Source organism: Micromonospora sp. WMMD712 (genome assembly GCF_029581295.1).
Lineage (GTDB): Bacteria > Actinomycetota > Actinomycetes > Mycobacteriales > Micromonosporaceae > Micromonospora > Micromonospora carbonacea.
Genome location: NZ_CP120743.1, coordinates 6,978,193 through 6,999,950 on the forward strand (window position 1 = coordinate 6,978,193; position 21,758 = coordinate 6,999,950).

At 72.5% G+C, this 21,758-nt stretch carries 17 protein-coding genes; 10 read left to right on the top strand and 7 right to left on the bottom strand.

All coding sequences use genetic code 11. The features are described 5' to 3' along the window. The 7 genes from O7633_RS30240 (at nt 1) to katG (ending at nt 11,774) form a co-directional block, all read left to right on the top strand. Nucleotides 1–1,221, top strand: coding sequence for a hypothetical protein (locus tag O7633_RS30240; RefSeq protein WP_282324818.1), 1,221 nt, complete (start codon nt 1–3; stop codon nt 1,219–1,221). Then, a complete protein-coding gene (locus tag O7633_RS30245; protein WP_282324819.1) occupies nt 1,218–3,662 on the top strand; it encodes a GTPase-associated protein 1-related protein in 2,445 nt (814 codons plus the stop codon). Before O7633_RS30240 ends, O7633_RS30245 begins: the two co-directional genes overlap by 4 nt. 3 nt (nt 3,663–3,665) lie before the next feature. Beyond that, nucleotides 3,666–5,294, top strand: coding sequence for a hypothetical protein (locus O7633_RS30250; RefSeq protein ID WP_282324820.1), 1,629 nt, complete (start codon nt 3,666–3,668; stop codon nt 5,292–5,294). 65 nt (nt 5,295–5,359) lie between these two features. Further along, nucleotides 5,360–5,512 carry a hypothetical protein gene (locus tag O7633_RS30255; RefSeq protein ID WP_278133490.1) on the top strand — a complete coding sequence of 51 codons (153 nt, stop codon included), beginning with the start codon at nt 5,360–5,362 and terminating at the stop codon, nt 5,510–5,512. Continuing rightward, the gene (locus O7633_RS30260; protein ID WP_282324821.1) at nt 5,509–8,898 is read left to right on the top strand and encodes a CHAT domain-containing protein; all 3,390 of its coding nucleotides are present in this window, start codon (nt 5,509–5,511) and stop codon (nt 8,896–8,898) included. Before O7633_RS30255 ends, O7633_RS30260 begins: the two co-directional genes overlap by 4 nt. Before the next feature lie 126 nt (nt 8,899–9,024). Further along, the gene (locus O7633_RS30265; RefSeq protein ID WP_043962656.1) at nt 9,025–9,474 is read left to right on the top strand and encodes a Fur family transcriptional regulator; all 450 of its coding nucleotides are present in this window, start codon (nt 9,025–9,027) and stop codon (nt 9,472–9,474) included. A gap of 23 nt (nt 9,475–9,497) precedes the next feature. After that, entirely contained in the window at nt 9,498–11,774 is a 2,277-nt protein-coding gene (gene katG, locus O7633_RS30270) for a catalase/peroxidase HPI (RefSeq protein WP_282324822.1), read from the top strand. A gap of 73 nt (nt 11,775–11,847) precedes the next feature. Here katG and O7633_RS30275 read toward each other — a convergent pair whose 3' ends face one another. Then, nucleotides 11,848–13,398 (bottom strand): TROVE domain-containing protein, encoded by a 1,551-nt coding sequence (locus O7633_RS30275; protein ID WP_282324823.1) that lies wholly within the window; start codon nt 13,396–13,398, stop codon nt 11,848–11,850. 445 nt (nt 13,399–13,843) lie between these two features. Here O7633_RS30275 and O7633_RS30280 point away from each other — a divergent pair, with 445 nt between their 5' ends. Together O7633_RS30280 and O7633_RS30285 are read left to right on the top strand one after the other, a co-directional pair. Next, nucleotides 13,844–14,128 (top strand): type II toxin-antitoxin system prevent-host-death family antitoxin, encoded by a 285-nt coding sequence (locus O7633_RS30280; protein WP_278133500.1) that lies wholly within the window; start codon nt 13,844–13,846, stop codon nt 14,126–14,128. Beyond that, nucleotides 14,125–14,379 (top strand): Txe/YoeB family addiction module toxin, encoded by a 255-nt coding sequence (locus O7633_RS30285; protein ID WP_282324824.1) that lies wholly within the window; start codon nt 14,125–14,127, stop codon nt 14,377–14,379. The genes O7633_RS30280 and O7633_RS30285 overlap by 4 nt, the downstream gene beginning before the upstream one ends. A gap of 42 nt (nt 14,380–14,421) precedes the next feature. On the opposite strand, the gene O7633_RS30290 is transcribed toward O7633_RS30285, so the two are convergent. The 6 genes from O7633_RS30290 to O7633_RS30315 are packed head-to-tail and all read right to left on the bottom strand — an operon-like array spanning nt 14,422 to nt 20,622. After that, the gene (locus O7633_RS30290) at nt 14,422–15,375 is read right to left on the bottom strand and encodes a class I mannose-6-phosphate isomerase (protein ID WP_282324825.1); all 954 of its coding nucleotides are present in this window, start codon (nt 15,373–15,375) and stop codon (nt 14,422–14,424) included. Then, nucleotides 15,372–16,577, bottom strand: a complete 1,206-nt coding sequence (locus O7633_RS30295; RefSeq protein WP_282324826.1) for an ADP-dependent glucokinase/phosphofructokinase — start codon at nt 16,575–16,577, stop codon at nt 15,372–15,374. Before O7633_RS30295 ends, O7633_RS30290 begins: the two co-directional genes overlap by 4 nt. A 1-nt stretch (nt 16,578) precedes the next feature. Continuing rightward, entirely contained in the window at nt 16,579–17,442 is an 864-nt protein-coding gene (locus O7633_RS30300; protein WP_282324827.1) for a ketose-bisphosphate aldolase, read from the bottom strand. A 34-nt stretch (nt 17,443–17,476) separates the two neighbouring features. Continuing rightward, nucleotides 17,477–18,319, bottom strand: a complete 843-nt coding sequence (locus O7633_RS30305; RefSeq protein ID WP_282324828.1) for a carbohydrate ABC transporter permease — start codon at nt 18,317–18,319, stop codon at nt 17,477–17,479. A 1-nt stretch (nt 18,320) separates the two neighbouring features. Further along, complete coding sequence (locus tag O7633_RS30310) at nt 18,321–19,277, bottom strand: sugar ABC transporter permease (RefSeq protein ID WP_282324829.1); 957 nt, start codon at nt 19,275–19,277, stop codon at nt 18,321–18,323. A 55-nt stretch (nt 19,278–19,332) separates the two neighbouring features. Next, complete coding sequence (locus tag O7633_RS30315) at nt 19,333–20,622, bottom strand: sugar ABC transporter substrate-binding protein (RefSeq protein WP_278133508.1); 1,290 nt, start codon at nt 20,620–20,622, stop codon at nt 19,333–19,335. Between the two features lie 294 nt (nt 20,623–20,916). Between O7633_RS30315 and O7633_RS30320 the strand changes: the two genes are divergently transcribed. Continuing rightward, nucleotides 20,917–21,756 (top strand): DeoR/GlpR family DNA-binding transcription regulator, encoded by an 840-nt coding sequence (locus O7633_RS30320; protein ID WP_282324830.1) that lies wholly within the window; start codon nt 20,917–20,919, stop codon nt 21,754–21,756. Nucleotides 21,757–21,758: the final 2 nt, after the last annotated feature.

The window sequence follows — 21,758 nt, forward strand, 5'->3', positions numbered from 1 at the left end:
ATGCGCCGGAAGACCTCCTGCCCCTACTGCTACCACCGGATCCCCGCCAAACGGCTCTGGTACCAGTGCAACGGTCGTGGCTCGGTGAACCGCACCGGCTGCCCGGCCACCCGGGACGAGGCGCGGGAGACCGGGACCGGGTTCAAGGGCATCGTCCGCCCCTCCTTCCGACCCGGCTGGCACCGGGTGCGGCCGGTCTTCCCCCGCCAGGCCAGCTGCCCGGGGTGCGGATCGCTGACCGGCATCCGGGTGTGCCCCCGCTGCCACACCCCGCTCCCGGTCGGCTTCGACCGGTCCCGCAGCCCGCTGATCGCCATGATCGGGGCGAAGAACACCGGCAAGACGGTGTACCTGACCGTGCTCGCCAACGAGCTACGCACCACGCTGCGCCGCCGTTTCCACGCCGACGTGCGGTTCACCGGTGATGCCCAGGGCGGTGCCGAGTCCCCGCTGCGGTGGCTGGAGAGGAACGTCGACCGGGTCTACCAGCGGGGGCAGTTGTTCGAGCAGACCGCCTCGGCGGGCAGCGCCGGCCGGCAGGAGGCGTTGGTCTTCGAGTGGCGGCAGGCCGGCCGGCGGACCCTGACCGGGCTGCGCTTCCGCACCACCTACCTCTCCTTCTACGACACCGCCGGCGAGGACCTGAGCAGCCAGGGCCGGTCCCGGGACCTGAGGTACCTCGACGCCGCCGACGCGCTGATCGTGCTCCTGGACCCGTTCACCCTGCCGCAGGCGGCAGACCGGATCGTCACGCCCGACGACGACAAGGAAGGGACGCGGGAATCGGCCAAAACCGTGCTCGGTAATGTGACCGACACGCTGCGGGAGAGCCGGAGCATCCCCGGCGACAAGCCGATCCGACTCCCGGTGGCGGTGGCGTTCGCCAAGATCGACGCGTTCTTCGACGCCCTCGGCAGCGACAACCCGCTCTTCGAGGTGCCCGACGAGTCCACCGCCCACTACGACGAGACCGCCGGCCGGGACACGCACGAACAGGTCCGGGCGCTGCTGCACGAGTTCGGCGGGGACGAGATCGACAGCCACCTGAGCACCAACTACACCAACTTCCGCTACTTCGTGGTCTCGGCGCTGGGCGCCCCGCCGGACTACGCCAACCAGAAGGTGGACCCGGGTGGGGTGCGCCCCTTCCGGGTGGCCGAGCCGCTGCTGTGGCTGCTGAGCCGCTTCGGCGTGGTCCGTGGTGAAACGAGGCGTCGATGACCCCCGACCCACCGCCGCCGGCGAGCGGCTTCGAGGCCCTCGTCTACACCGACTGCCGTCCCGGCCAGGGGTTGCAGGGCACCGCCGGACTCCAGTTCCAGGCCCGCTCCCCCGGGGCCGACCAGCAGGACATGGCCCTGGTCGAGGGGAACCTGCTCTACGAGGCCCCGACGAACTGGATGGGGGAGCGCCGCCCCGCCGACCGCTACCCGCCGTCCCTGTCCCACGTGCACGACGGCCACCGTTACGCCACGGCGGCCGGGTGCTATCTCGGCCGGGAGGCCAACGGGAACCGGGAGGGCAACCAGCTCACCCACGCCCTGCTCACCACCGACCCCGACGCCTACGGGCCGGTGCGTCCCGCCCAACTGTTCGGCGCCTCCTGCTGGACCCGGCAGCCGGCCCCCACCACGAGCTGCCCGCCGCCCGGCGAGGACTGGGAGCCGGGGCCGCTGGACGTCGCCCGGGTCCGGGACCTGGTCCGCGCCACCCCCGGCGGGCGCGACCTGCTCGCCGACCTGGTCACCGTGCTGAGCCGGCTCGACCGACCCGACGCCGCCCGGGTGCTCTTCGTCTGCCCCGACCCGGCGTTGGTGCTGGGCTGGATCACGGCCGCCACCCTGCTGCTGCCGCAGCGGGTGGCGCTGACGATCGGCTTCAAGGTCTTCACCACCCGGCCGATGCACGCCAACCAACCGGTGCTCGCCGTGCATCCGGAGTGGGAGACCCCCCACCCCGCCGTCGACAACGACCAGGGCTTCGTCGTGGTGGACCTGACCCGCGACATCCGTACCCCGGTCGAGGCGACGCCGACGGCCCGCCGCTGGGCCGACCTCTTCCTCACCGCGGACCCGTACGACGTGGTCGACGCCGTCGAGGTCGCCGCCGACTCCGGGCTGCCGTCCGAGCAGGCCGCCGTGGTGGCCGCCGTGGCGGTGCTGGGACAGCCGCCGACCCCGCAGGAGGCCGAAGCGCTGGTCCGCTGGCTGCGCGGCGGCCCGACCCGGCAGGTACGCGACTACGGCGGCCCGGTGCTGGACACCCTCGTCGCCGAGGTGACCCGCTGGCCGGCGGAGCCGCTGGCCCTGCTCGACGAGATCGCCCACACCGGCAACCGGGCCGACCCGGGCAGCCCGTTGTGGGCCGCCGACCGGGTCGCCGCCGTCCGGCAGGCCCTGATCGCCGCCGAGCTGCGCCGGGCCGTCGACACCGGGCAGGTGCCCAGCGCCCAGCTCGACCCGCTGCCGCCGCGGATCTGGACCGGCGCGCACCAGCACGCGGCGCAGCGACTGCTGGCCGAGGAGCTGGGCCGGGCCGAGCCGGCGGCCTTCGAGGCGCTGTTGCGCGCCGCCCGCCGCTGCGGCCTCGCGGTGCCGCTGCCGGCCGTACGCCCGGCGGCCCACGCCTTCGCCGTCGACTGGGCCGAGCACCCCGAACACGGGTACGACCCGGGCGGCTGGCCGGACGGGGAGGCCCTGGTCGACCTCCGCAACGACGTGTTGCGCGAGCGGGTGCGGCGCGACCCGGACCAGGCCGACGCGATCGCCGACGCCTGGTGGCGGGTGCTGGAACCCGGGCTGACGGCGATCGACAGCCGGCTGGACGAGGCGGTGGTGGCCGCCGCCGTCCGGCACCTGCCGGTGACGCAGCGGCACGAGCTGGTCGACCACTTCCTCGTCGGCGCGGCGCAGCGGGGGCGGCCGGAGACCGTCGAACGGCTGGCCCGGATCCTGTTCCGGCGGTCGACGGCGGACCCGCACGAGCTGGGGCTGCTGGCCCGGAAGGCGCCGCCGGGCACCGTGCTGCCGGCCGAGGCGGTCGCCGGGCTGCGCGAGAGCCTGCTGACCGCCCACCGGCTGCCGACCGAGGACCTGACGCTGGGGCGGCGGCTGCTGCGCCAGGGGCTGCTGCCGCCGGATCCGGAGCTGGCCGGGCTGCTGAAGGCCGACCAGGCCGTCGAGGAACTGGCGGCCGCCCTGACCCGGGCACGGGGAGCCGACGCGCGGTTGCGCTCCCGGCTGACCGCGTTGCCCCGCGCCGTGGTCCGCACCCACGACACCGAGCTGCTCTCCGCGCTGCTGGTGAACCGCCACCCGGCCGGGGTGCTGGAGCACCTGACGGCGCTGCCGGAACTGGCGGCGGCCTACGCGCAGCGCCTGCTCGCCCTGGTCCGCCGGCCCGGGGAACCGTGGCACGTGGCGCTCGCCTTCGCCCTGGCCGCCGACCCCGGCGCGCCGCCGGAGCTGGAGGCCGACCTCCGGCGTCAGTTGGCCCAGGGCGTCCGGCGCTGGCTGAGCAGGGCGGAGGAGCGACCGGTGGCCGCCGCCGAGGAACTCGTGACGGGGCTGCGCCGCCAACGGCTGACCGCCCGGTGGCAGCAGCTGGTCGTCGACGCCCGCAAACCGGGCCTGCTGTCCCGACTCTGGCATCGGAAAGGGTGACCGATGGGCTACTACTACGACCCCTACGACCCCTTCTACCGCCGTCCGCTTCTCGACGGGGAGACCGTCAAGTGGCTGCTGGTCCTCGCGGCGGTCGGCGTCTACCTGTTCTTCTGCCTCCCGTTGCTCTTCCTCGCGCTGTTCCAGTTCACCGCCGTGGCCGTGCCCGTGCTGATGGCCGGCGGGGCCGGCTGGGCGATCATCCGCACGATCATGTTGCTCGCGGGACGACGCCCGGTGCCGCTGTTCACCCCGGACCGGGAGGCGGCCCGCTCCGCCCGGCGTCGGCAGCGCAGGCCGTACCTCACCGTCGACCCGGCCTGGCCCAGCTACTGGGTCGGCCAGGTGTTCATCGACCAGTGGGAGGCGGTCCGCTGGGTCGTGCGGGACCTGCTGTCGCTGATGCGCCTCACCGGGCGACTCCTCGACGTCACCAACCGCAAGAAGCTGCTGTTGCTCTGGCCTCTCTTCGCGATCTTCGGCGCGATCGGGATCGGGATCGGCATGACGCTCGGGGTGGTGCTGGCCGTGGCGGCCAACCTGCTCGCCACCATGGTGATGCTGCTGCTCGGCGTGGTGACCACCGGGCTGCTGCGGCTCTACGAGCGGCTCCGGCAGCTTCGGCTGCGCGCCGCCGCCAGCTGCCCGGCCTGCTACCACGTCTCCCGGCTGCCGGCCTACCGCTGCCCCGGCACGCACCCGCAGGGCGGCAACCTGCACCGGGCGCTGCGACCCGGCCGGCTCGGCCTGCTCCGGCGCACCTGCGCCTGTGGCACCGCGCTGCCGGTCACCCGGGGACGGGCCAGCCAGCAGCTGGCGGCCCTGTGCCAGCTCTGCGGCCATCCGCTGCACCGGGGGGCGGCGGCGATCACCGACGTCCGGATCCCGGTCTTCGGCGCGACCTCCTCGGGCAAGACCCAACTGTTGACGAGCGCCCTGGTCGGGCTCACCGCGCTCTCCGGCACCCGGGACACCGTGGTCGAACTGGTCGACCGCGACAGCGAGCGGACCTACCGGCAGAGCGTCCAGATCGTCGACGGGACCGCCGCAGTGCACAAGACCAGCACCGACTGGGTGCCCTTCGCCACCACGCTGCTCCTGCGGCACCGGGGACGGGACGCGCTGCTGCACCTCTTCGACGCGGCGGGCGAGAACCTGACCGACCCGAACAAGAACGCCGGGTACGGATACCTGGACTTCGCCCGCACGCTGGTCTTCGTCCTCGACCCGTTCGCCATCCCGGAGGTCGGCGAGCAGCTGTCCTCGTTCCCGGAGATCGAGCGGCAGGCCAACGCGTCCCGGCACGATGCCGAGGACTCCTACAACGGCACGGTCAACCGGCTGCGTCGCTACGGGGTGGCCACCGAGCGGCAGCGGATCGCGTTCGTGCTCACCAAGGGCGACCTGTTGGCCAAGCTGCCGGTCGGCGTCGGCATCGAGCCGGGCCACGACGACCCGGCCGCGGTGCGCCGCTGGCTGGTCGACCGGCAGATGGAGAACCTGCTGCTCACCGCCGAACGCGACTTCGCCGAGGTCCGCTACTTCTGCATCAACGCGAAGGACACCGGCCGGCAGGGAGCCCTGGCCCCGATCGGCTGGCTGCTGCGCCGGGAACGGATCGCGCTGACCTGACGGAGACCCTCGCGGGCCGGACCCCCGTCGACCAAGGGCCGGCCCGCACCGACCACAGGAGTGACATGTCCACCGAACCGATCCCACCCGGCTACCGCGGCGGCCGGGCCGTGCTCATCGTCGTCCAGATCCTCACCCTGCTCGCCCTGGTGGCGCTCACGGTCTGGCTCGCCGCCGAGGTGGTGCAGTCCGCCGACACGTCGGCCGGCACGCCGTGACCGGATACGACCCCGGCGTCCCGCTCGGCACCACGGGGCCGGGCGTGACCGGCCCGGCCCAGGCCGGGCCCACTCTCCTGGCCGACGTGGTCGAGTTGTTCCACCGCTACGTCGCCCTGGCCGACGACGACGCCGCCGAGGCCGCAGAACTCCGCGCGGAGCTGCTCGGGCACCGCAGCGCCTGCGCCGCGCTGCCCGCCGGACCCGAGCGGGACATGGTCGCCCTCCACCTCGGGCTCGTCCTGGCCGACGGTGACCAGCCGGAGGACCTGCGCTCCGCGGTGGAGCTGCTGGCCGGCCCGGTCTGGTCCCTGCCCCCGGAGCCGGTGGTCGCCCTCGGCGCCGCGCGGCTGGCCTGGGCGCTGGTGCTGACCGGCGCTCCGCCGCAGGGCCCCACGCTGGTGGCCGCAGTCGACCGGGCGATGACGCTGATCGAGCCGGCCGAACGGTCGTGGTTCGCCGGGGCACTGGCCCGGCTCTGCGGCGAGCTGCACAGCAAGACGGGCCGGCCGGAGCTGCGGGAGGCCGGCATCCGGTTGGCCGAGGCCGGGCTGGCCGAGGCCGCCGGGGCCGACCCGCAGGTCGGCCTGGAGCTGCACTTCCGGCGGTTGACTCTGATGCTCTCGGGCCCGGACTGGCAGACGGTGGTGGGGTCCCGGCCGGCCGCGGTCACCGAGGCGTACCAGGCGTGGCGGGCGGCCGAGTCGTCCGATCCGCGCGACTGGCTGGCCGCCGTGCTGGCGCTGGCGGCCCTCCCGTTCTGGTTGCAGCGGCGTCCACTGTTCCCGCCGTCGGTGTGGCGGCAGCTCCACGAGCAGGGCCGGCGGGCGAAGGACCTGCCGGCGACCGTCCGGCTCGGCCTGGCGGTGGTGCAGCGGTTGCTCGACGCGTCGGGTGCCGTCCCGGGCGAGCCTGACCCGTACGCCGGCGCGGACGATCTGGACCGGCTGCTGAAGGCGGGCGTCACCGACGAATCCGGCGAACTCGGGCGGGACGTCTCCCGCCTGGCCGGGGAGCTGCTGCCGGTTCTGGTCCTGCTGGACGCCCACCGATCCGGTGACCTGGCGGCCCTGCACCGGGCCGAGGCGGCGCTGGTCGCCAGCGCCGACCCGTTCATCGGTCGACTGGCCGCCATGATGACGGACCTGCGCCGGGCTGGCCAGAGCCCCGAACTGGAACGCCGGCTCCTGGACGAAGCCCGGCGGATGGCCGAGCAGGATCCCGGCGACGAGCAGAGCCGGCTGCTGGTCGACATGATGGAGTCGTTCCTCGGGGTCCGGGGCGCGCCGGTCCGCCCCGCTCCGGGACCGGGCGGGCCGGCGGCCCATCGCGGCGCGACCCGGCCGGCCGGACCTGCGGCCACCGGCCCGGGCCCAACGCTCGACGTGCCGGCTCTCGGCCAGATGATGGTCCTGTCATCGGTGGCCGGCCGCTGGCGGGCCAACCGGGGCGATCCCGCCGTGTTGCGGCAGGCGGCCGTCGAGGTGGAGCGGCTGCTCGGCGATCCCGCTGCCGGCACCCTGGTGATCGAACCGGCCGTGGAGCTGCTCGCCGAGATACGGCTGGACCTCGCCCGGCTCACCCGACGTCGCGCCGACGCCGCCGAGGCGGTGCGCCAGGGCGAGCGGGCGCTCGGCGTCATCGGCGGGCCCTACGCCGCCCGATGGCCCGGTGCCGTCCGGCGGCTGGCCGAGGCGCTGCGCCTGCGTTCCGGGGGTTTCGGCGCGGACCACCGTCGGGCCCGGGAACTGGGACTGGCCGTGCTGCGCGGGTACGCCTGGCAGACCCTGTTGCAGTCGCGTACCGAGCACGCCGTCACCGCCGCGGCGCGGGCCGCCGCGGAGGCGGTGTACACGGCGGTGCAGTGCGTCCACGACGGCGCCCTCGACGACGCGGTCCGGGCCCTGGACGCCGGGCGGGGTCTGGTGCTCTACGCCAGCACCGCCGCGCGGTCGGTGCCGGCGATGCTGCGGGCGGCCGGCCGGAGCGACCTGGCCCGGCGATGGGGCGAGGCGGACCGGGCGGCCGAGGCGGCAGCCGCTGTCGTGGGTGCGGGCGCGCCGGACGCGGGGATCGTTCCGGACGCCCTGCGGCACCAGGTGCTGCGGGCGTTGACCGGGATCGAGCCGGATTGGCAGCCGGTGGGGAGCGAGGCCGTGGCCAGGTCCCGCCGGCCGGGTGTCCCGACCGGTGCCGCCGTGGCCCTGCTCGACCCGCCGTCCGTGGCGGAGATCCGCGCCGCCCTGCGCGCGCAGCGGCTCGACCTGTTGGCCTATCTCGTCCCCGGCCCGGGCCGGCAGGGCGGGCTGCTGGTGCTGGTGCCGGCCGAGGGCGCGGTTGCGGTGCTGCGCAGCGCGGAACTGCGCAGCGGGGCCGGGGAACTGCGGGATTATCTGCGGGCGCTCCGGGACCGCCAGAGCGCGCCGGAGGAGCGAAGCGCCGAGGCGGCCGTCCGTTGGCGGGACCACCTGGATTCGCTCTGCGACTGGGCGTGGCGGGCCGCCATGGACCCACTGATGCGACACCTGCGCCGGCAGCGGGGCGGATCCGTGCCCCGGATCGGTCTGGTGCCGATGGGCCCGCTCGGGGTGGTGCCCTGGCACGCCGCCCGCCGCTTGGAGCGGGGCGTGCCCCGCTACGCGGTGCAGGATCTGGAGATCTCCTACGTCCCGTCGGCCCGCCTGCTGTGCCAGGGCGCGGAGCCGGTCGCCGGTGGTCACCAACGTCGGGTCACCGATGCCCTGATGATCGGCGATCCGGGCGGAGATCAGGGCGTCGGCGGGGAGGCGAGGGCGGTCCGGGACGCCTTCTACCCGGGTCTGCCGCTGCACGTGGGGCCGGACGCCTCCGTCGCCCGCCTGCGGGACTGGCTGGTCCGACCGGCGGGCGGGCGGCACCGTCTGCTGCACTTGGGCTGTCACGGCACGGTCGAGGTGGAACGGCCGTGGGAGTCGCGGCTCCAGCTGGCCGGTGGCGAGCACCTCACCGCGGGGCAACTGCTCGATCTGGGCCGGGACCGGGCGGCGCTGGTCGACCTGGTGCTGCTCGCCGCCTGCGAGACCGGCCTCACCGGCGCCGACTACGACGAGGTGTTCAGCCTGGCCACCGCCTTCCTGGTGGCCGGCGCACGGTCGGTGGTCGGCAGCCTCTGGGCCGTCTACGACGACGCCACCTCGCTCGCCATGTTCATGATCCATCACTTCCTCCGCGACCGGGGGCTGCCCCCGGCCGCCGCGCTGCGGGCAACCCAGCTGTGGATGCTGGACCCTGACCGTCTCGCCCCCAGCACCATGCCCCCGAAGCTGCGCGAGCTGAGCATTCGACCGCGCTGGGCCAAGCCGTTCGCCTGGTCGGGCTTCATCCACCTGGGCGCGACGTCGGGCTGAGCCGGCAGCACCGGACCCGGTGGCGGCCGGGGGGTGGGTGGACGGTGGATGGATCTGCGGCGAAATATGCGGGTTGAGTCGGCAGAAAACTTGATTGATTCCAGAACAGTGGGCTAGGTTCGGGGGGTGACGCCCGACTTCGAGACCCAACTCCGGGCGGTCTCGTTGCGCGTGACCCGACCCCGGTTGGCGGTGCTCGCCGCGCTGCGCGACCACCCGCACGTCGACACCGACACGGTGATCGCCCTGGTCCGGGCCGACCAGCCCACGGTCTCCCACCAGGCGGTCTACGACGTGCTCCGGGCGCTCACCGACGCCGGCCTGGTGCGGCGCATCCAGCCCGCCGGGGCGACCGCCCGCTACGAGTGCCGGGTGGGGGACAACCACCACCACGTCGTGTGCCGCTCCTGCGGCGCGATCGCCGACGTCGACTGCGCCGTCGGCCATGCACCCTGCCTCACCGCCTCCGACGATCACGGTTTCGACGTCGACGAGGCAGAGGTCGTCTACTGGGGCACCTGCCCCGGTTGCGCGACCGCACGCACCGCCCAGCCAACCCAACGCACCGCCCAGTGACCAGCCAGTCCGGAAGGAAACCGATGAGCGACACCCAGGACAACGCGCCCGTCAGCGCCCAGGGCGTGGACAAGAAGGAGGCGGCCGGCTGCCCGGTCGCGCACGACTCCGTCACCGCGCAGGGCAGCGAGAGCGAGAACCCGGCGATCGACTCGCCGACGCCGAAGACGGGCGGGCGTCCCCGCACCAACCGCGACTGGTGGCCCAACCAGCTCGACCTGTCGGTCCTGCACGCCCAGTCGCCCAAGGGCAACCCGCTGGGGGCCGACTTCAGCTACGCCCGGGAGTTCGCCAAGCTCGACGTCGAGGCGCTCAAGCGGGACATCGTCGACGTCCTCACCACGTCGCAGGACTGGTGGCCGGCCGACTTCGGCCACTACGGCGGCCTGATGATCCGGATGAGCTGGCACGCGGCGGGCACCTACCGCATCGAGGACGGCCGCGGCGGCGCCGGCGACGGCGGCCAGCGGTTCGCCCCGCTCAACAGCTGGCCGGACAACGCCAACCTCGACAAGGCCCGCCGGCTGCTCTGGCCGGTCAAGCAGAAGTACGGCCAGAAGATCTCGTGGGCCGACCTGCTCGTGCTCGCCGGCAACGTGGCCCTGGAGTCGATGGGCTTCAAGACCTTCGGCTTCGGCTTCGGCCGCGAGGACGTCTGGGAGCCCGAGGAGATCTTCTGGGGCCCGGAGGACACCTGGCTCGGTGACGAGCGCTACGCCTCCGAGAAGGAGATGACGCCCGGCGTCGGCGCGACCGAGATGGGCCTCATCTACGTCAACCCGGAGGGCCCGCGCGGCAACGCCGACCCGGCCGCGGCGGCGCACTTCATCCGCGAGACGTTCCGCCGGATGGCGATGGACGACGAGGAGACCGTCGCCCTCATCGCCGGCGGCCACACCTTCGGCAAGACGCACGGCGCGGGCGTCGCCGACGACCACGTGGGCCCCGAGCCCGAGGGCGCCCCGCTGGAGGCGCAGGGCCTGGGCTGGCTGAGCACCTACGGCAGCGGCAAGGGCGGCGACACGATCACCAGCGGCCTCGAGGTGACGTGGACCGACAAGCCGACGCAGTGGAGCAACCGCTTCTTCGAGATCCTCTTCGGCTACGAGTGGGAGCTGACCACCAGCCCCGGCGGGGCGAAGCAGTGGGTCGCGAAGGACGCCGAGGCGATCATCCCGGACGCCCACGACCCGGCGAAGAAGCACAAGCCGACGATGCTGACGACCGACCTGTCGCTGCGCGTCGACCCGGCGTACGAGAAGATCTCGCGCCGCTTCCTGGAGCACCCCGACGAGTTCGCGCTGGCGTTCGCCAAGGCGTGGTACAAGCTGCTCCACCGCGACATGGGCCCGGTCAGCCGCTTCCTCGGCCCGTGGGTGCCGGAGGCCCAGCTCTGGCAGGACCCGGTGCCGGCCGTCGACCACGACCTCGTGGGCGACGCCGACGTGGCCGCCCTCAAGGCCAAGGTCCTGGCCTCCGGCCTCACCACCGCCCAGCTCGTCTCCACCGCCTGGGCGTCGGCCGCGAGCTTCCGCTCCACCGACAAGCGCGGCGGCGCGAACGGCGCGCGGATCCGCCTCGAACCGCAGCGCAGCTGGGAGGTCAACCAGCCCGAGCAGCTCGCGACGGTCCTGGCCACCCTGGAGGGCATCCAGCAGGAGTTCAACTCCGCCGGTGGCGCGAAGATCTCGCTGGCCGACCTGATCGTGCTGGCCGGCTCGGCCGCCGTCGAGAAGGCGGCGCGCGACGCCGGGGTCGAGGTGACCGTGCCGTTCCGGCCGGGCCGCACCGACGCCTCGCAGGAGCAGACCGACGTCGAGTCGTTCCGGGTCATGGAGCCGCGCGCCGACGGGTTCCGCAACTACCTGCGCCCCGGCGAGAAGACCCAGCCGGAGGTGCTGCTGGTCGACCGCGCCTACATGCTCGACCTGACCGCGCCGGAGATGACCGTCCTCGTCGGCGGCCTGCGCGCCCTCGGCAACAACGTCGGCGGCACCGCGCACGGCGTGCTCACCGACCGGCCGGGCGTGCTCACCAACGACTTCTTCACCAACCTGCTCTCCCCGGGCACCCGGTGGAAGGCGTCGGAGTCCGAGGAGCACGTCTACGAGATCCGGGACCTGGCCACCGACCAGGTGAAGTGGACCGCCACGGCGGTCGACCTCATCTTCGGCTCCAACTCCCAGCTGCGGGCCCTCGCCGAGGTCTACGCCAGCGACGACGCCCGCGAGAAGTTCGTCGCCGACTTCGTCGCGGCCTGGACCAAGGTCATGGAGCTCGACCGGTTCGACCTGGCCTGATCCGCCGCTTCAACCGACGGGCCCCGGCCGATCGCCGACGATCGACCGGGGCCCGCCCGTCGTCGGGGGGCCGTCAGAACGGCCACCGGTCGCGGGACCCGGCCTCGGCGAGGGGGATCATCGCGAACGCGGCGTCGGACAGGCCGCCGAACGTGTGCCGGTTGCCGCCCGTCGGCGCGTGCCCGACCCGGTAGCCGACCAGGTTCCAGGTGTACGTCGGCACGTGCGCCGGCACCGCGCCCGTGACGTCGGGCGCGCCGTGCCAGTGCGCCTGCTCGTCGGTGAGGACGACCACCCGGTCGTGCCCGGCGTAGTGCCGCCGGATCGCCTGCTCGGTCTGGGTGCCGCCGCCGTAGAAGTAGCCGCCCTCGCGGAACCGGCGCACCGCCGCCAGCACCGACTCGCCCGCCACGGCCGGGAACACCCGGCTGGCGTGGGAGAACGACACCACCGTCGCGTCCCGGGCGCGGGCGGCCAGCGCGAGCCCGAACACGGTCGCCGCGTCCCAGCAGCGCAGCGTGCCGTCCCGGCTGAACGTGCTGTTCATCGACCCCGACGTGTCGATCAGGATCAGGGTGCGGCCGTCCAGGGCGGGCACGTTCGCCAGCGCCTGCTGCAACGCCCGCTCCAGCGGGTACGCCCACCGCAGGCTCGGCGCGGCGTTGTGGGCCGACAGGAAGCGCATCGGCAGCACGCGCGAGCGCGCGACCTCGCCCGGGTCGGTCAGCTTCGCCGCCACCGCCTCGGCGGCCGTGTCGCCGACGCCGGCCTGGTCGAAGTTGCGCAGGTTGCGCAGCAGCGCCAGGTAGCCCATGGTCGGGATGATGGCCTCCCAGGCGGCGGCGTCCATGGGGGCCTGCCGCCAGCCGGCGAGCGCCTCCCAGCTCATGCCGGCCGCGCCGAGCACCGCCGGGTCGGTGACCTCCTGTCGCCGCTGCACGGGCAGGGCCATCAGCTCGGCCCGGGCCGCCAGCACGGTCAGCGACTCCGGCAGCGGGTTGTCGCGCTTGTGCCGCCGGTCGATGGCGTGCCGGAACAGGTCGCCCTGCCGGGCGTCCCGCGCGACCGGGTGGGTCAGCTCGATGACGTCGCCGAACCGCACGGCGTCGCCCTCGGAGTCGTACCTGAGCAGGCTGCGCTCGTGGTAGAGCCGCACGACGGCGTCGGCGACGCCCCGCTTGACGGGCTTCGGCAGGGCCCGGCCGTAGCGGCCCAGCCAGTACGCCAGCGCCTCGCCCGGCTCGTCGGCGCGCTGCAACGCCGCCCCCACGACCGCCCGGGAGCCGGGCACCCCGGCCGCGACCTGCGCCCGCGCACCCTCCAGCGCGGCCACCACGGACGCCGAGCGCAGCAGCGCGCCGGTGCGCAGCCACGGCACGAACCGCCCGAACCAGTCGGGGTCGGCGACCGCGACGGCGGCGACCAGCTCACGGAACCGGGCGTCCCGGTCGGCGGCGGCCTCGTAGAAGGTGTCGGCGCCGACCATGTTGGACACCGCGAGCAGGAACAGCTCGGCCCGCTGCCCGCGCAGGAAACCCGGCGCGCCCTCGGCGGTCATGGCCTCGGTGGCCGGGCGGTCGGCCCCGGGCCGGTGCCGGCGCAGCTTGAGGTTGAACCTGGCCATCACGTCCCCCGTGTCGGTCGAAGGCGGGGAGACGCCGGCACACCGCACACCCGAGATCGAAGTCGGCGACGGACTTGTGTCCGCTGCTCTGTCCGGTTGAGCTAGCACGCCGGGGCGTGCGGGGGACTCGAACCCCCAACCCGCGGATCCGAGAAGTAACCGTTGCCTGCGCACCGGGTGTGCGGCGTGCCGACGCCTCCCGAGATCAGATCGGCGACGGCGACTGGCCCTCGCGGGCCAAGGTGACCTGGGCCGCTGGTCGACACCGCCGAGAGGCGGTGGCGGGATTCGAACCCGCGTCTCCCCGTTGGAAGCGGAAGTAGCCGTTGCCTGCGCACCGGGAGGTGCCGGAGGAAAGAGTAGGGGAGCCCGGTGGGGCCGGCAAACGGTTTGGATCTCGTCGCCTCGTTGTACAATTTCTTGTACATCACGCCAGGGAGGCATCATGCGCATGGTCCCCTACTCGGAGGTCCGGCAGAACCTCGCCAAGCTGCTCGACCATGTGGTGGACGACGCCGAGGAGGTGGTCGTCACCCGGTCGGGTCGTGAGGCCGCCGTCATCATCTCGCTGCGTGAGTACGAGTCGCTGAAGGAGACGGCGTACCTGATGGCCAGTCCCGCCAACGCGCGCCGCCTGAACGAGGCCGTCGAAGAGCTGCGCAACGGGGGCGGGGAGATGCACGACCTGATCGACCCCGACGGCAGCGCAGGTGAGGCGTCGGCGGCGTGAAGGTCCAGTTCGCCAGCCGAGGGTGGGAGGACTACCAGGCCTGGCAGCGGGACCGCCCGATGCTCAAGCGGGTGAACACCCTGATCGAGGACATCCGGCGCAACGGCCACCAGGGCATCGGGAAGCCGGAGCAACTCCGGGGCAACTGGTCGGGATTCTGGTCGAGACGCATCGACCAGGAACACCGCCTGGTGTATCGGATCGTCGACGACACCGTGCAGGTCGCGCAGTGCCGTTACCACTACGAGTGAACCAGCCGCGCCGCAACGGGGCTGTCGTCGCTGCGGCGCGGCTCAGGCGGCGGGTGCCGCCAGGCGGATCGCCTCGACCGCGCCGTCGAGCCGCAGCGGCCCGGCGGCGTAGGGGACCAGCAGCGTGTCGCCCCGGCGCACCGGCAGGTCGTCCCGCTCGCCGGTGAGCCGCCCCGCGCCGGCCACCACGACCAGGACCGCGAAACCCTGCGCCAGGCGGTCGCCGCCGCGCACCCGGTCGGCGGCGAAGAACTCGTCGGCGGCCTCGGGCAGCAGCCGCGCCCCGGCGCCCCGCAGCCCGGCGAGGCGCGCGGGCGTCCACGCGCCCCGGTCGACGCAGTCCAGGGCCAGGTCGTAGCCGAGGCCCAGGTGCCCCTCGGTCAGGCCGAAGCCCTCGCATTCCAGCAGCACCGAGTAGTCGGTCGGCTCCTGGACCTCGACCAGCAGGATGCCGTCGCCGATCGCGTGCGGCAGCCCGGCCGGGCAGAGGATCGCGTCGCCGGCCGCGACCGGGACCCGGTTGGTGGCGGCGAGCATCCGGTCGACCTGCTGGCCGGCGACCCAGCCGGCCAGCTCGTCGGCGGCGACGTCGCGGGCGAACCCCAGATGGACGTACGCGTCGGGGCGCGCGGAGACGATCACCCACGCCTCGGTCTTCCCGTACGGGGAGGCCAGGTGCGCGGTGGCGAAGCGGCGGTCGGGGTGCACGTGCAGCGGCAGCCGCTGGCCGGCGTCGAGCAGCTTCACCAGCACGCCGGTGTCGGTGCGGCGCGGGCCGAGCCACCAGCGCGGGTCGGCGGCGACGGCGTCGGCGAGCACCCGCCCGTCGGGCAGGGTGGACAGCCCGGCCGGGGCGAGCCCGAACCGGCTGGTCACGGAGCCCACCCAGTCCTCGGGGCGGTCGGGCAGCGCCGGCGCGTCGCGGAACCGCGCGATCCGGCCGTCCCCCCGGTAGAAGGTCTCGGGCTGGTTGGCGGGCAGCGCCTCGATGGTCATCGTTCCTCCTGGCGGACGAGCGCGGCGAGGAAGCCGCCGACGAAGGTGTCGCCCAGGCCGATGGTGGTGGGGTCGGCGACGTCGAGGGCGAACCCGGGGACGCAGTGGACCCGGTCGCCGAGCCGCTCGTGCAGCGCGGCGGCGAAGGCGACGGACTCGGGCCGACGGGGCTGGCGGCGCAGCCGGTCGACGTCGGCGTCGGTGAAGTCGTCGCCGTGGGCGTAGCGGGTCGCGGCCAGCAGGGTGCCGGTGTCGAGGGCGTCGGCGTAGCGGCGGGCGTCCGCGCCGAGCGCCGCCGCCCAGTACTTCGTGTGCAGCACCAGCGTCGGCGCGGGGACGAGGGCGTGCACGGCGGTGAGCGCGTCGGCGACCTGGCCGGGCGAGAGCAGGTCCACCGCCCGCCCCAGGTAGGACTGCAACTCGTCCTCGTTGAGCCCGTACACGTCGATCGCGTCGAGCAGCGCGTCGCGGACCCGGCGGCTGAAGGCGGGCTCGTGGTAGGCCGCGTCCTCGAAGTAGGTCACCGCCCCGGGCGGCAGCCGCCGCATGTGGGCGCGCAGCTCGGCGAGCCGCCTGTCGAGTTCGGCCGCGTCGCGCATGGCGTTGAAGCCGGAGATCAGGAAGACGTCGGCCCTGCCGAGCCGGTCGCCGAGGTCGCCGGTGAGCAGCAGCGCGCTGTTGGCCGGGTCGTTGACGTAGATCAGCCGGTTGGGGAACGGGGCGGTGACGTCGAGGTCGCCGGCCCGGATCCGCAGGCCCTGGTGGTATTGGACGATCAGGTGGGGGTGGTAGGTGTCCGTGACGCCGCTGGAGACGTACGCGGTGCCGGCCGGCAGCAGCCGCCGGACGGTGTCGTTGACGCTGACCAGGTGCAGCGTCGACGGCACGCCCAGCCGGCTGAGCAGGATCCCGGCCCGCACGGAGGTGCCGCCCAGGGTCGTGCGGTGCGGGAACCGGTCGGCGAAGGTCTCCAGGGCCGGGGCGGCGGCGACGAAGTGCTCGCCGCCCCGGCCCTGGGCCACGTAGCCGAGGATGGACACCACGAGGTCCCGCTCGCTGTTCACGGCGGTCGGCGGCGTCGCCAGTTCGGCGGCGTCGATGCCGTGGTCGGTGACCAGCCGTTCCAGGACGTCGGCGGTCAGCGTCAACTCCTGGTCGACGCAGCCGCCGAGGCCGAGGACCACCCGGGAGGCGTCGGCCATGTCAGTAGAGCGAGCCCTTGCCGGTGGCGCCGAACAGGTCGATCTTGTGCGCGGCGACCTCCTTCATGGCGTCGAGGCAGGCCGGCTGGATGGCGTTGGGCTCGCGCACCTTCGAGTCGCTGCCCAGCACCTCGCGCATCTTGTCGTGGTAGGCGACCTTGATGTCCGTCGAGATGTTGATCTTGTTGATGCCGATCCGGGCCGCCTCGCGGATCTCGTCGTCCGGGTTGCCGGAGCCGCCGTGCAGCACCAGCGGGATCCCCACCCGGCTCTTGATCTCCTTGAGCAGGTCGAGCTTCAGCTCCGGCTTGAGGTGCGCCGGGTAGAAGCCGTGGAAGGTGCCGATCGCGATGGCGAGGCTGTCCACGCCCGTGGTCTTCACGAAGGTGACCGCGTCGTCCGGGTCGGTGTAGATGATCTCGGCCGCGCCGGCCTCGGCGTAGCTGTCGTTGCCGCCGATCGTGCCCAGCTCGCCCTCCACCGACACGCCCAGCACGTGCGCGGAGTCGGTGACCTTCTTGGTGATGGCGAGGTTCTCGTCGAACGGCTTCAGCGAGCCGTCGATCATCACGGACGTGAAGCCGTACTGGAACGCCTGGAGCATCTGCTCGTAGGTCGCGCCGTGGTCCCAGTGGATCGCGATCGGGACGGTCGAGCTGTGCGCGCGCTCGATGATGCCGGTGATCATCTCGCGGCCGATGTGCCGCACCTCGTCCGGGTGGATCCCGACGATCAGGGGAGCGTCCTTCTCCTCGCTGATCTCCACGATGCCCCGGAACATGGCCCAGTCGCTGATGTTGAACGCGGGCACGGCGAAGCTGTGCTCGTTGGCGACGTCCAGGATCGTCTTGCCGGTCGTCAGCATGTCGGTGTTGCTCCTTAGTGCAGAGAGGGTGTGGTCAGGCCTTCACGGCGCCGGCGGTGAGGCCGCCGATGAAGCGCCGCTGGAAGAGGAGGAAGAGCACCAGGACCGGGATGGAGCCGAGGATGCTCATCGCCATCATCTGGTTCCACTCGTACGAGTGCTGGCCCATGAGCAGCTGGATGCCGATGGGCACCGTGCGCATGTCGTTGGTGCGGGTCAGCGTCAGCGCGAACAGGTACTCGTTCCACGAGATCATGAACGTGTAGACCCCGACCGCGATGAGGCCGGGCACCGAGACCGGCACGAGGATGCGCCACAGCGCCGTCCAGCCGGTGCCGCCGTCGACCTTGACCGACTCGTCCAGCTCCTTGGGCAGGGTGTTCAGGTACGCGGTGGTCATGATGATCGCGTACGGCAGGGTGAACACCATGTGGGTGAGGATCAGCCCGGCGTAGGTGTTGTAGAGGCCGAGCGCGACGACGAGCCCGAAGTAGGGGATGACCAGCGTGATCGGCGGCACCGCCTGGACGCTGACGATCACGGCGTTGATGGTCCGCTGGAACGGGAACGTGAAGCGGCTGAACGCGAACCCCGCCAGGACGGCGACCAGCAGCGTCAGCAGGGTCACCGCGCCGGCGACGATGTAGCTGTTGAGGAAGAACCGCAGCTGCTCGCCGTTGCCCAGGATCTCCCGGTACGCGTCGAACGAGAAGCCCTCGGTGATCAACTGCGGCGGGTTCGCGAAGACCTCCCCGTTGCCCTTGAACGAGGTGGAGAGCATCCACAGCACCGGTAGGGCGGCGAACAGCCCGCCGAGGACGAGGCCCGTGACGACGCCGGCCTTCGCGAGGGTGTGCCGCCGCTTGACGCCTGCCATCTCACCGCTCCCTTTGCTGCTGGCGTACGTAGAAGAAGGCCAGGACCATCGTCAGCAGCAGCACGATCACGGCGGCGGCCGAGGCGGTCGCGAACTCGTATTCGCTGAAGGCCTGCTTGTAGGTGAAGGTGCTGAGCATCTCGGTGGTGTTCAGCGGCCCGCCGCCGGTCATCATCCAGATCAGCGCGAACTGCTGGGAGGTCCAGATCAGGTCGAGCACCGCCATGCTGATGATCACGGGCCGCAGCTGCGGCAGCGTCACGTTGATGAACCGCCGCAGCGGGCCGGCCCCGTCCACGGCGGCCGCCTCGTACAGGTCGGCGGAGATGCCCTGCAACGCGGCGAGCAGGCTGATCATGAAGAACGGGTAGCCCGACCAGACGTTGGCGAACGTGACCGCCCAGAGCGCGGTGCTCGGGTCGCCGAGCCAGTTCACGCCCTCCTGCACGAGGCCGAGCGTCTGGAGCACGTAGTTGACCACGCCGGCCGGGTCGAGCAGCAGCCGCCAGATGACCGCGATCACCGCGATCGTGAACAGCCAGGGCAGGATGTAGACGATCCGGAAGACCGCCTTGGTGACCCCGCTCAGCAACTGCGTGTTGAGCATCAACGCGAAGCCGAGGCCGAGGACCAGGTGGGCGACGGTGCTCACCGAGATGAAGACGGCGGTGTTCTTCAGCGCGGCCAGGAAGTCCGGGTCGGTGAGCACCTTGGTGTAGTTGGCGAACCCGACGAAGACCGGGTTCTCCTGGACGATCACGTTGTCCCGGAACGAGTAGCCGACCACCATGACGATGGGGACGATCATCAGGACCACCATCAGCACGATGGTGGGGGACAGGTAGGCGTACGGGATCAGGCGCCGGGCCGGGTTGACGCGGGCCCGGCCCGGGGCGGGCCGCCCGGCCGGCGGCGCGACCGGCGGCGCGGTCACGGGCTCGACGTGCGCGGATGTCATCGCTGTCTCCTTGTTCGGGCGCCGCGCCGGTGGACCGGCGCGGCGCCCGGGTGGACTAACCGATCACCGAGGACCAGGACTCCTGCGACTTGGCCAGGGCGTCGTCGACGCTCTGCTTGCCGGTCAGCACGAGCTGGAGCTGCTCGTCGAAGCTGCGCATGAGGTCCTCGGCCTTGGGCAGGCCGACGAACTCGTTGGCGGGGTAGCCCTGCTTGTAGATGTCGAAGGCCGCCTTGAACAGCGGGTCGCTGTCGCTGAAGTCGGGCTCGGCGTTCTTGTTGCCGGGGAAGCCGTTGGCGATCGTGCTCAGCTTCGCGTTGGTCTCCTGGCTCATCAGGTAGGAGACGAACTTGAACGCCTCGGCCTTGTGCTTGGTGGAGTTGGAGATGCCGATGCCCCACGACGCGTACGGGATGCCGCGCTTGCCGGTGTAGCCGTCCTCGGCCGGCAGGGCCGCGACCTCGAAGTTCAGGTCCGGCTTGTTCTTCTTGATCAGGTTGATGTGCGCGAGCGAGTCGATCATCATGCCGACCTGGCCGTTGGTGAACTTCTCGACCTTGTCCTGCTCCTTCATGGTGAGGGAACCGGGGGCGATGACGCCGGCGTCGTTGAGGCTCTTGACGTACTCGACGGTGCTCTTGACCTGGGGGCTGGTCAGGTTCGGCTTGCCGTCGGTCAGCATGCTGCCGCCCGAGGCCCACAGCCAGGACATGACGTCGTTCTGGATGCCGTTGGGCACGGCGGTGTCGAGCGGGAGCGCCCAGCCCTTGACGTTGTCGCCGGTGGCGCTGATCTTCTTCGCCGCGTCGAGGAACTCGCTGCGCGTGGCGGGCACGTCCGCGACGCCGGCCTTGGTCAACAGGTCCTTGTTGACGAAGAGCGGGTAGACGAAGTTGACCACCGGGATCATGTAGGTCTTGCCGTCGAGCTGGATCTGGCTGGCGAGCTGGCTGGCGTCGTAGTTCGCGTCCGTCATCAGCTTGGACATGTCGGCGATCGCGCCCTGCTTGGCGAAGTCGTTGACCCAGGCCCCGTCGAGGCCGACCACGTCGGGCAGCGTCTTGGACGCCGCGCCGGTGACGAGCTGCTGCTTGGTGGAGGCGTACGGCGCGCTGAGCAGCTTGATCTTGATGTTCGGGTTCTGCGCGGTGAAGTCGTTGATGATCTTGTCAAAGTCCCCGGCCGGGAGTTCGGCACCCCACCACTGGGCGAACTCCAGGGTGACGGTGCCGTCCGCGGCGGTGTCGCCCGAGTCGCCCGAGCCGCACGCCGCGACGGTGGCCACCGTCGCGGCCACCGTCACCGCCCCTATCAGTCGCTTCAGCCGGGTCGCGCGAGTCGTCATGGCGGGCTCCTTCTATATCTAGATCTTTCTGTTCTGTGCTGTGTTGGCGGCCACGTTAGCAGCGTGTTACGGATGGAGACAAGAGAAGAACGGCAGAAAACAGCGGAGTGCGGCACGGTGCCGCGCTGCAAGGCCGGCTGGGCGGCCGTCTGGCCCGCAAACTCCCTGCTTGTGTGCAGGTGAGGGGCGTCTCTGCGGCCCTGCCTAGGCGGGCTGCTCCCTGCTGTTCTGTGCGGTGATGCGCGTGGCTGGGCCGCATTTGTGGCATACTGCCGCACTGATGGAGGGAGATCAGTGAGCGAGGACAGGGACGAACGGCAGCGCCACCTGCCCGCCGGGCGCAAGGCCCAGCTTGCCGCGTACGTCGCCGACGCCGGCCAGGTCACGGTGGGCGAGCTGGCGGAGCGCTTCGGCGTCTCCATCGACACGGTGCGGCGCGACCTGGACCAGCTCAGCACCGAGGGCATCCTCGTGCGCACCTACGGCGGCGCGGTCAGCCTCGCCACGGTCTCCCGCACCGACCGGGCCGTCGACCAGCGGCTCACCTTCCAGGAGCGCGAGAAGGAGAAGATCGCGACGCTGGCCGCGGGGCTGGTCAAGGACGGCTCGACCATCATGATCAACGGCGGGACGACCACGCTCGCGCTCGCCCGCAACCTGCGCCAGCACCGCGACCTCACCGTGGCGACGAACAACCTGCTGGTGCCCGGCGCGCTGCCGCCCACGGCCGTCCGCGACATCTACATCTTCGGCGGCGCGGTGCGCTCGCTCACCCTGGCCACGGTCGGCCCGGTCAGCTTCCGCGCCAACACCGGCGCGGAGCTGGACGTCAGCTGCGACCTGGCGCTGATCGGGGTCGGCGCGGTCGACGCCGACGCCGGCTACACGACGAGCAACCTCGCCGAGGCCGCGATGATGCAGGAGATGCTCTCCCGCGCGACCCGGGTGGCGATCCTCGCCGACTCGTCCAAGTTCGGCCGCCGGCTGTTCGCCCAGGTGTCGGAGCTGGGCGTCGCCGACTACCTGGTCACCGACCGGATGCCGGCACCCGAGCTGCGGGACGCCCTGGCGGCGAACGAGGTGGAGCTGGTCGTCCCGGCGACCCCGCCGCGACCGCGCGAGGCGAAAGGCTAGGC

Excerpts from the sequence above, each read along its gene's own strand:
- katG (WP_282324822.1), top strand. The coding sequence starts at position 9,498 with ATGAGCGACACCCAGGACAACGCGCCCGTCAGCGCCCAGGGCGTGGAC.
- O7633_RS30240 (WP_282324818.1), top strand. The coding sequence starts at position 1 with ATGCGCCGGAAGACCTCCTGCCCCTACTGCTACCACCGGATCCCCGCC.
- O7633_RS30305 (WP_282324828.1), bottom strand. The coding sequence starts at position 18,319 with ATGGCAGGCGTCAAGCGGCGGCACACCCTCGCGAAGGCCGGCGTCGTC.
- O7633_RS30290 (WP_282324825.1), bottom strand. The coding sequence starts at position 15,375 with ATGACCATCGAGGCGCTGCCCGCCAACCAGCCCGAGACCTTCTACCGG.
- O7633_RS30245 (WP_282324819.1), top strand. The coding sequence starts at position 1,218 with ATGACCCCCGACCCACCGCCGCCGGCGAGCGGCTTCGAGGCCCTCGTC.
- O7633_RS30255 (WP_278133490.1), top strand. The coding sequence starts at position 5,360 with ATGTCCACCGAACCGATCCCACCCGGCTACCGCGGCGGCCGGGCCGTG.
- O7633_RS30295 (WP_282324826.1), bottom strand. The coding sequence starts at position 16,577 with ATGGCCGACGCCTCCCGGGTGGTCCTCGGCCTCGGCGGCTGCGTCGAC.
- O7633_RS30310 (WP_282324829.1), bottom strand. The coding sequence starts at position 19,277 with ATGACATCCGCGCACGTCGAGCCCGTGACCGCGCCGCCGGTCGCGCCG.
- O7633_RS30300 (WP_282324827.1), bottom strand. The coding sequence starts at position 17,442 with ATGCTGACGACCGGCAAGACGATCCTGGACGTCGCCAACGAGCACAGC.
- O7633_RS30315 (WP_278133508.1), bottom strand. The coding sequence starts at position 20,622 with ATGACGACTCGCGCGACCCGGCTGAAGCGACTGATAGGGGCGGTGACG.
- O7633_RS30275 (WP_282324823.1), bottom strand. The coding sequence starts at position 13,398 with ATGGCCAGGTTCAACCTCAAGCTGCGCCGGCACCGGCCCGGGGCCGAC.
- O7633_RS30280 (WP_278133500.1), top strand. The coding sequence starts at position 13,844 with ATGCGCATGGTCCCCTACTCGGAGGTCCGGCAGAACCTCGCCAAGCTG.
- O7633_RS30250 (WP_282324820.1), top strand. The coding sequence starts at position 3,666 with ATGGGCTACTACTACGACCCCTACGACCCCTTCTACCGCCGTCCGCTT.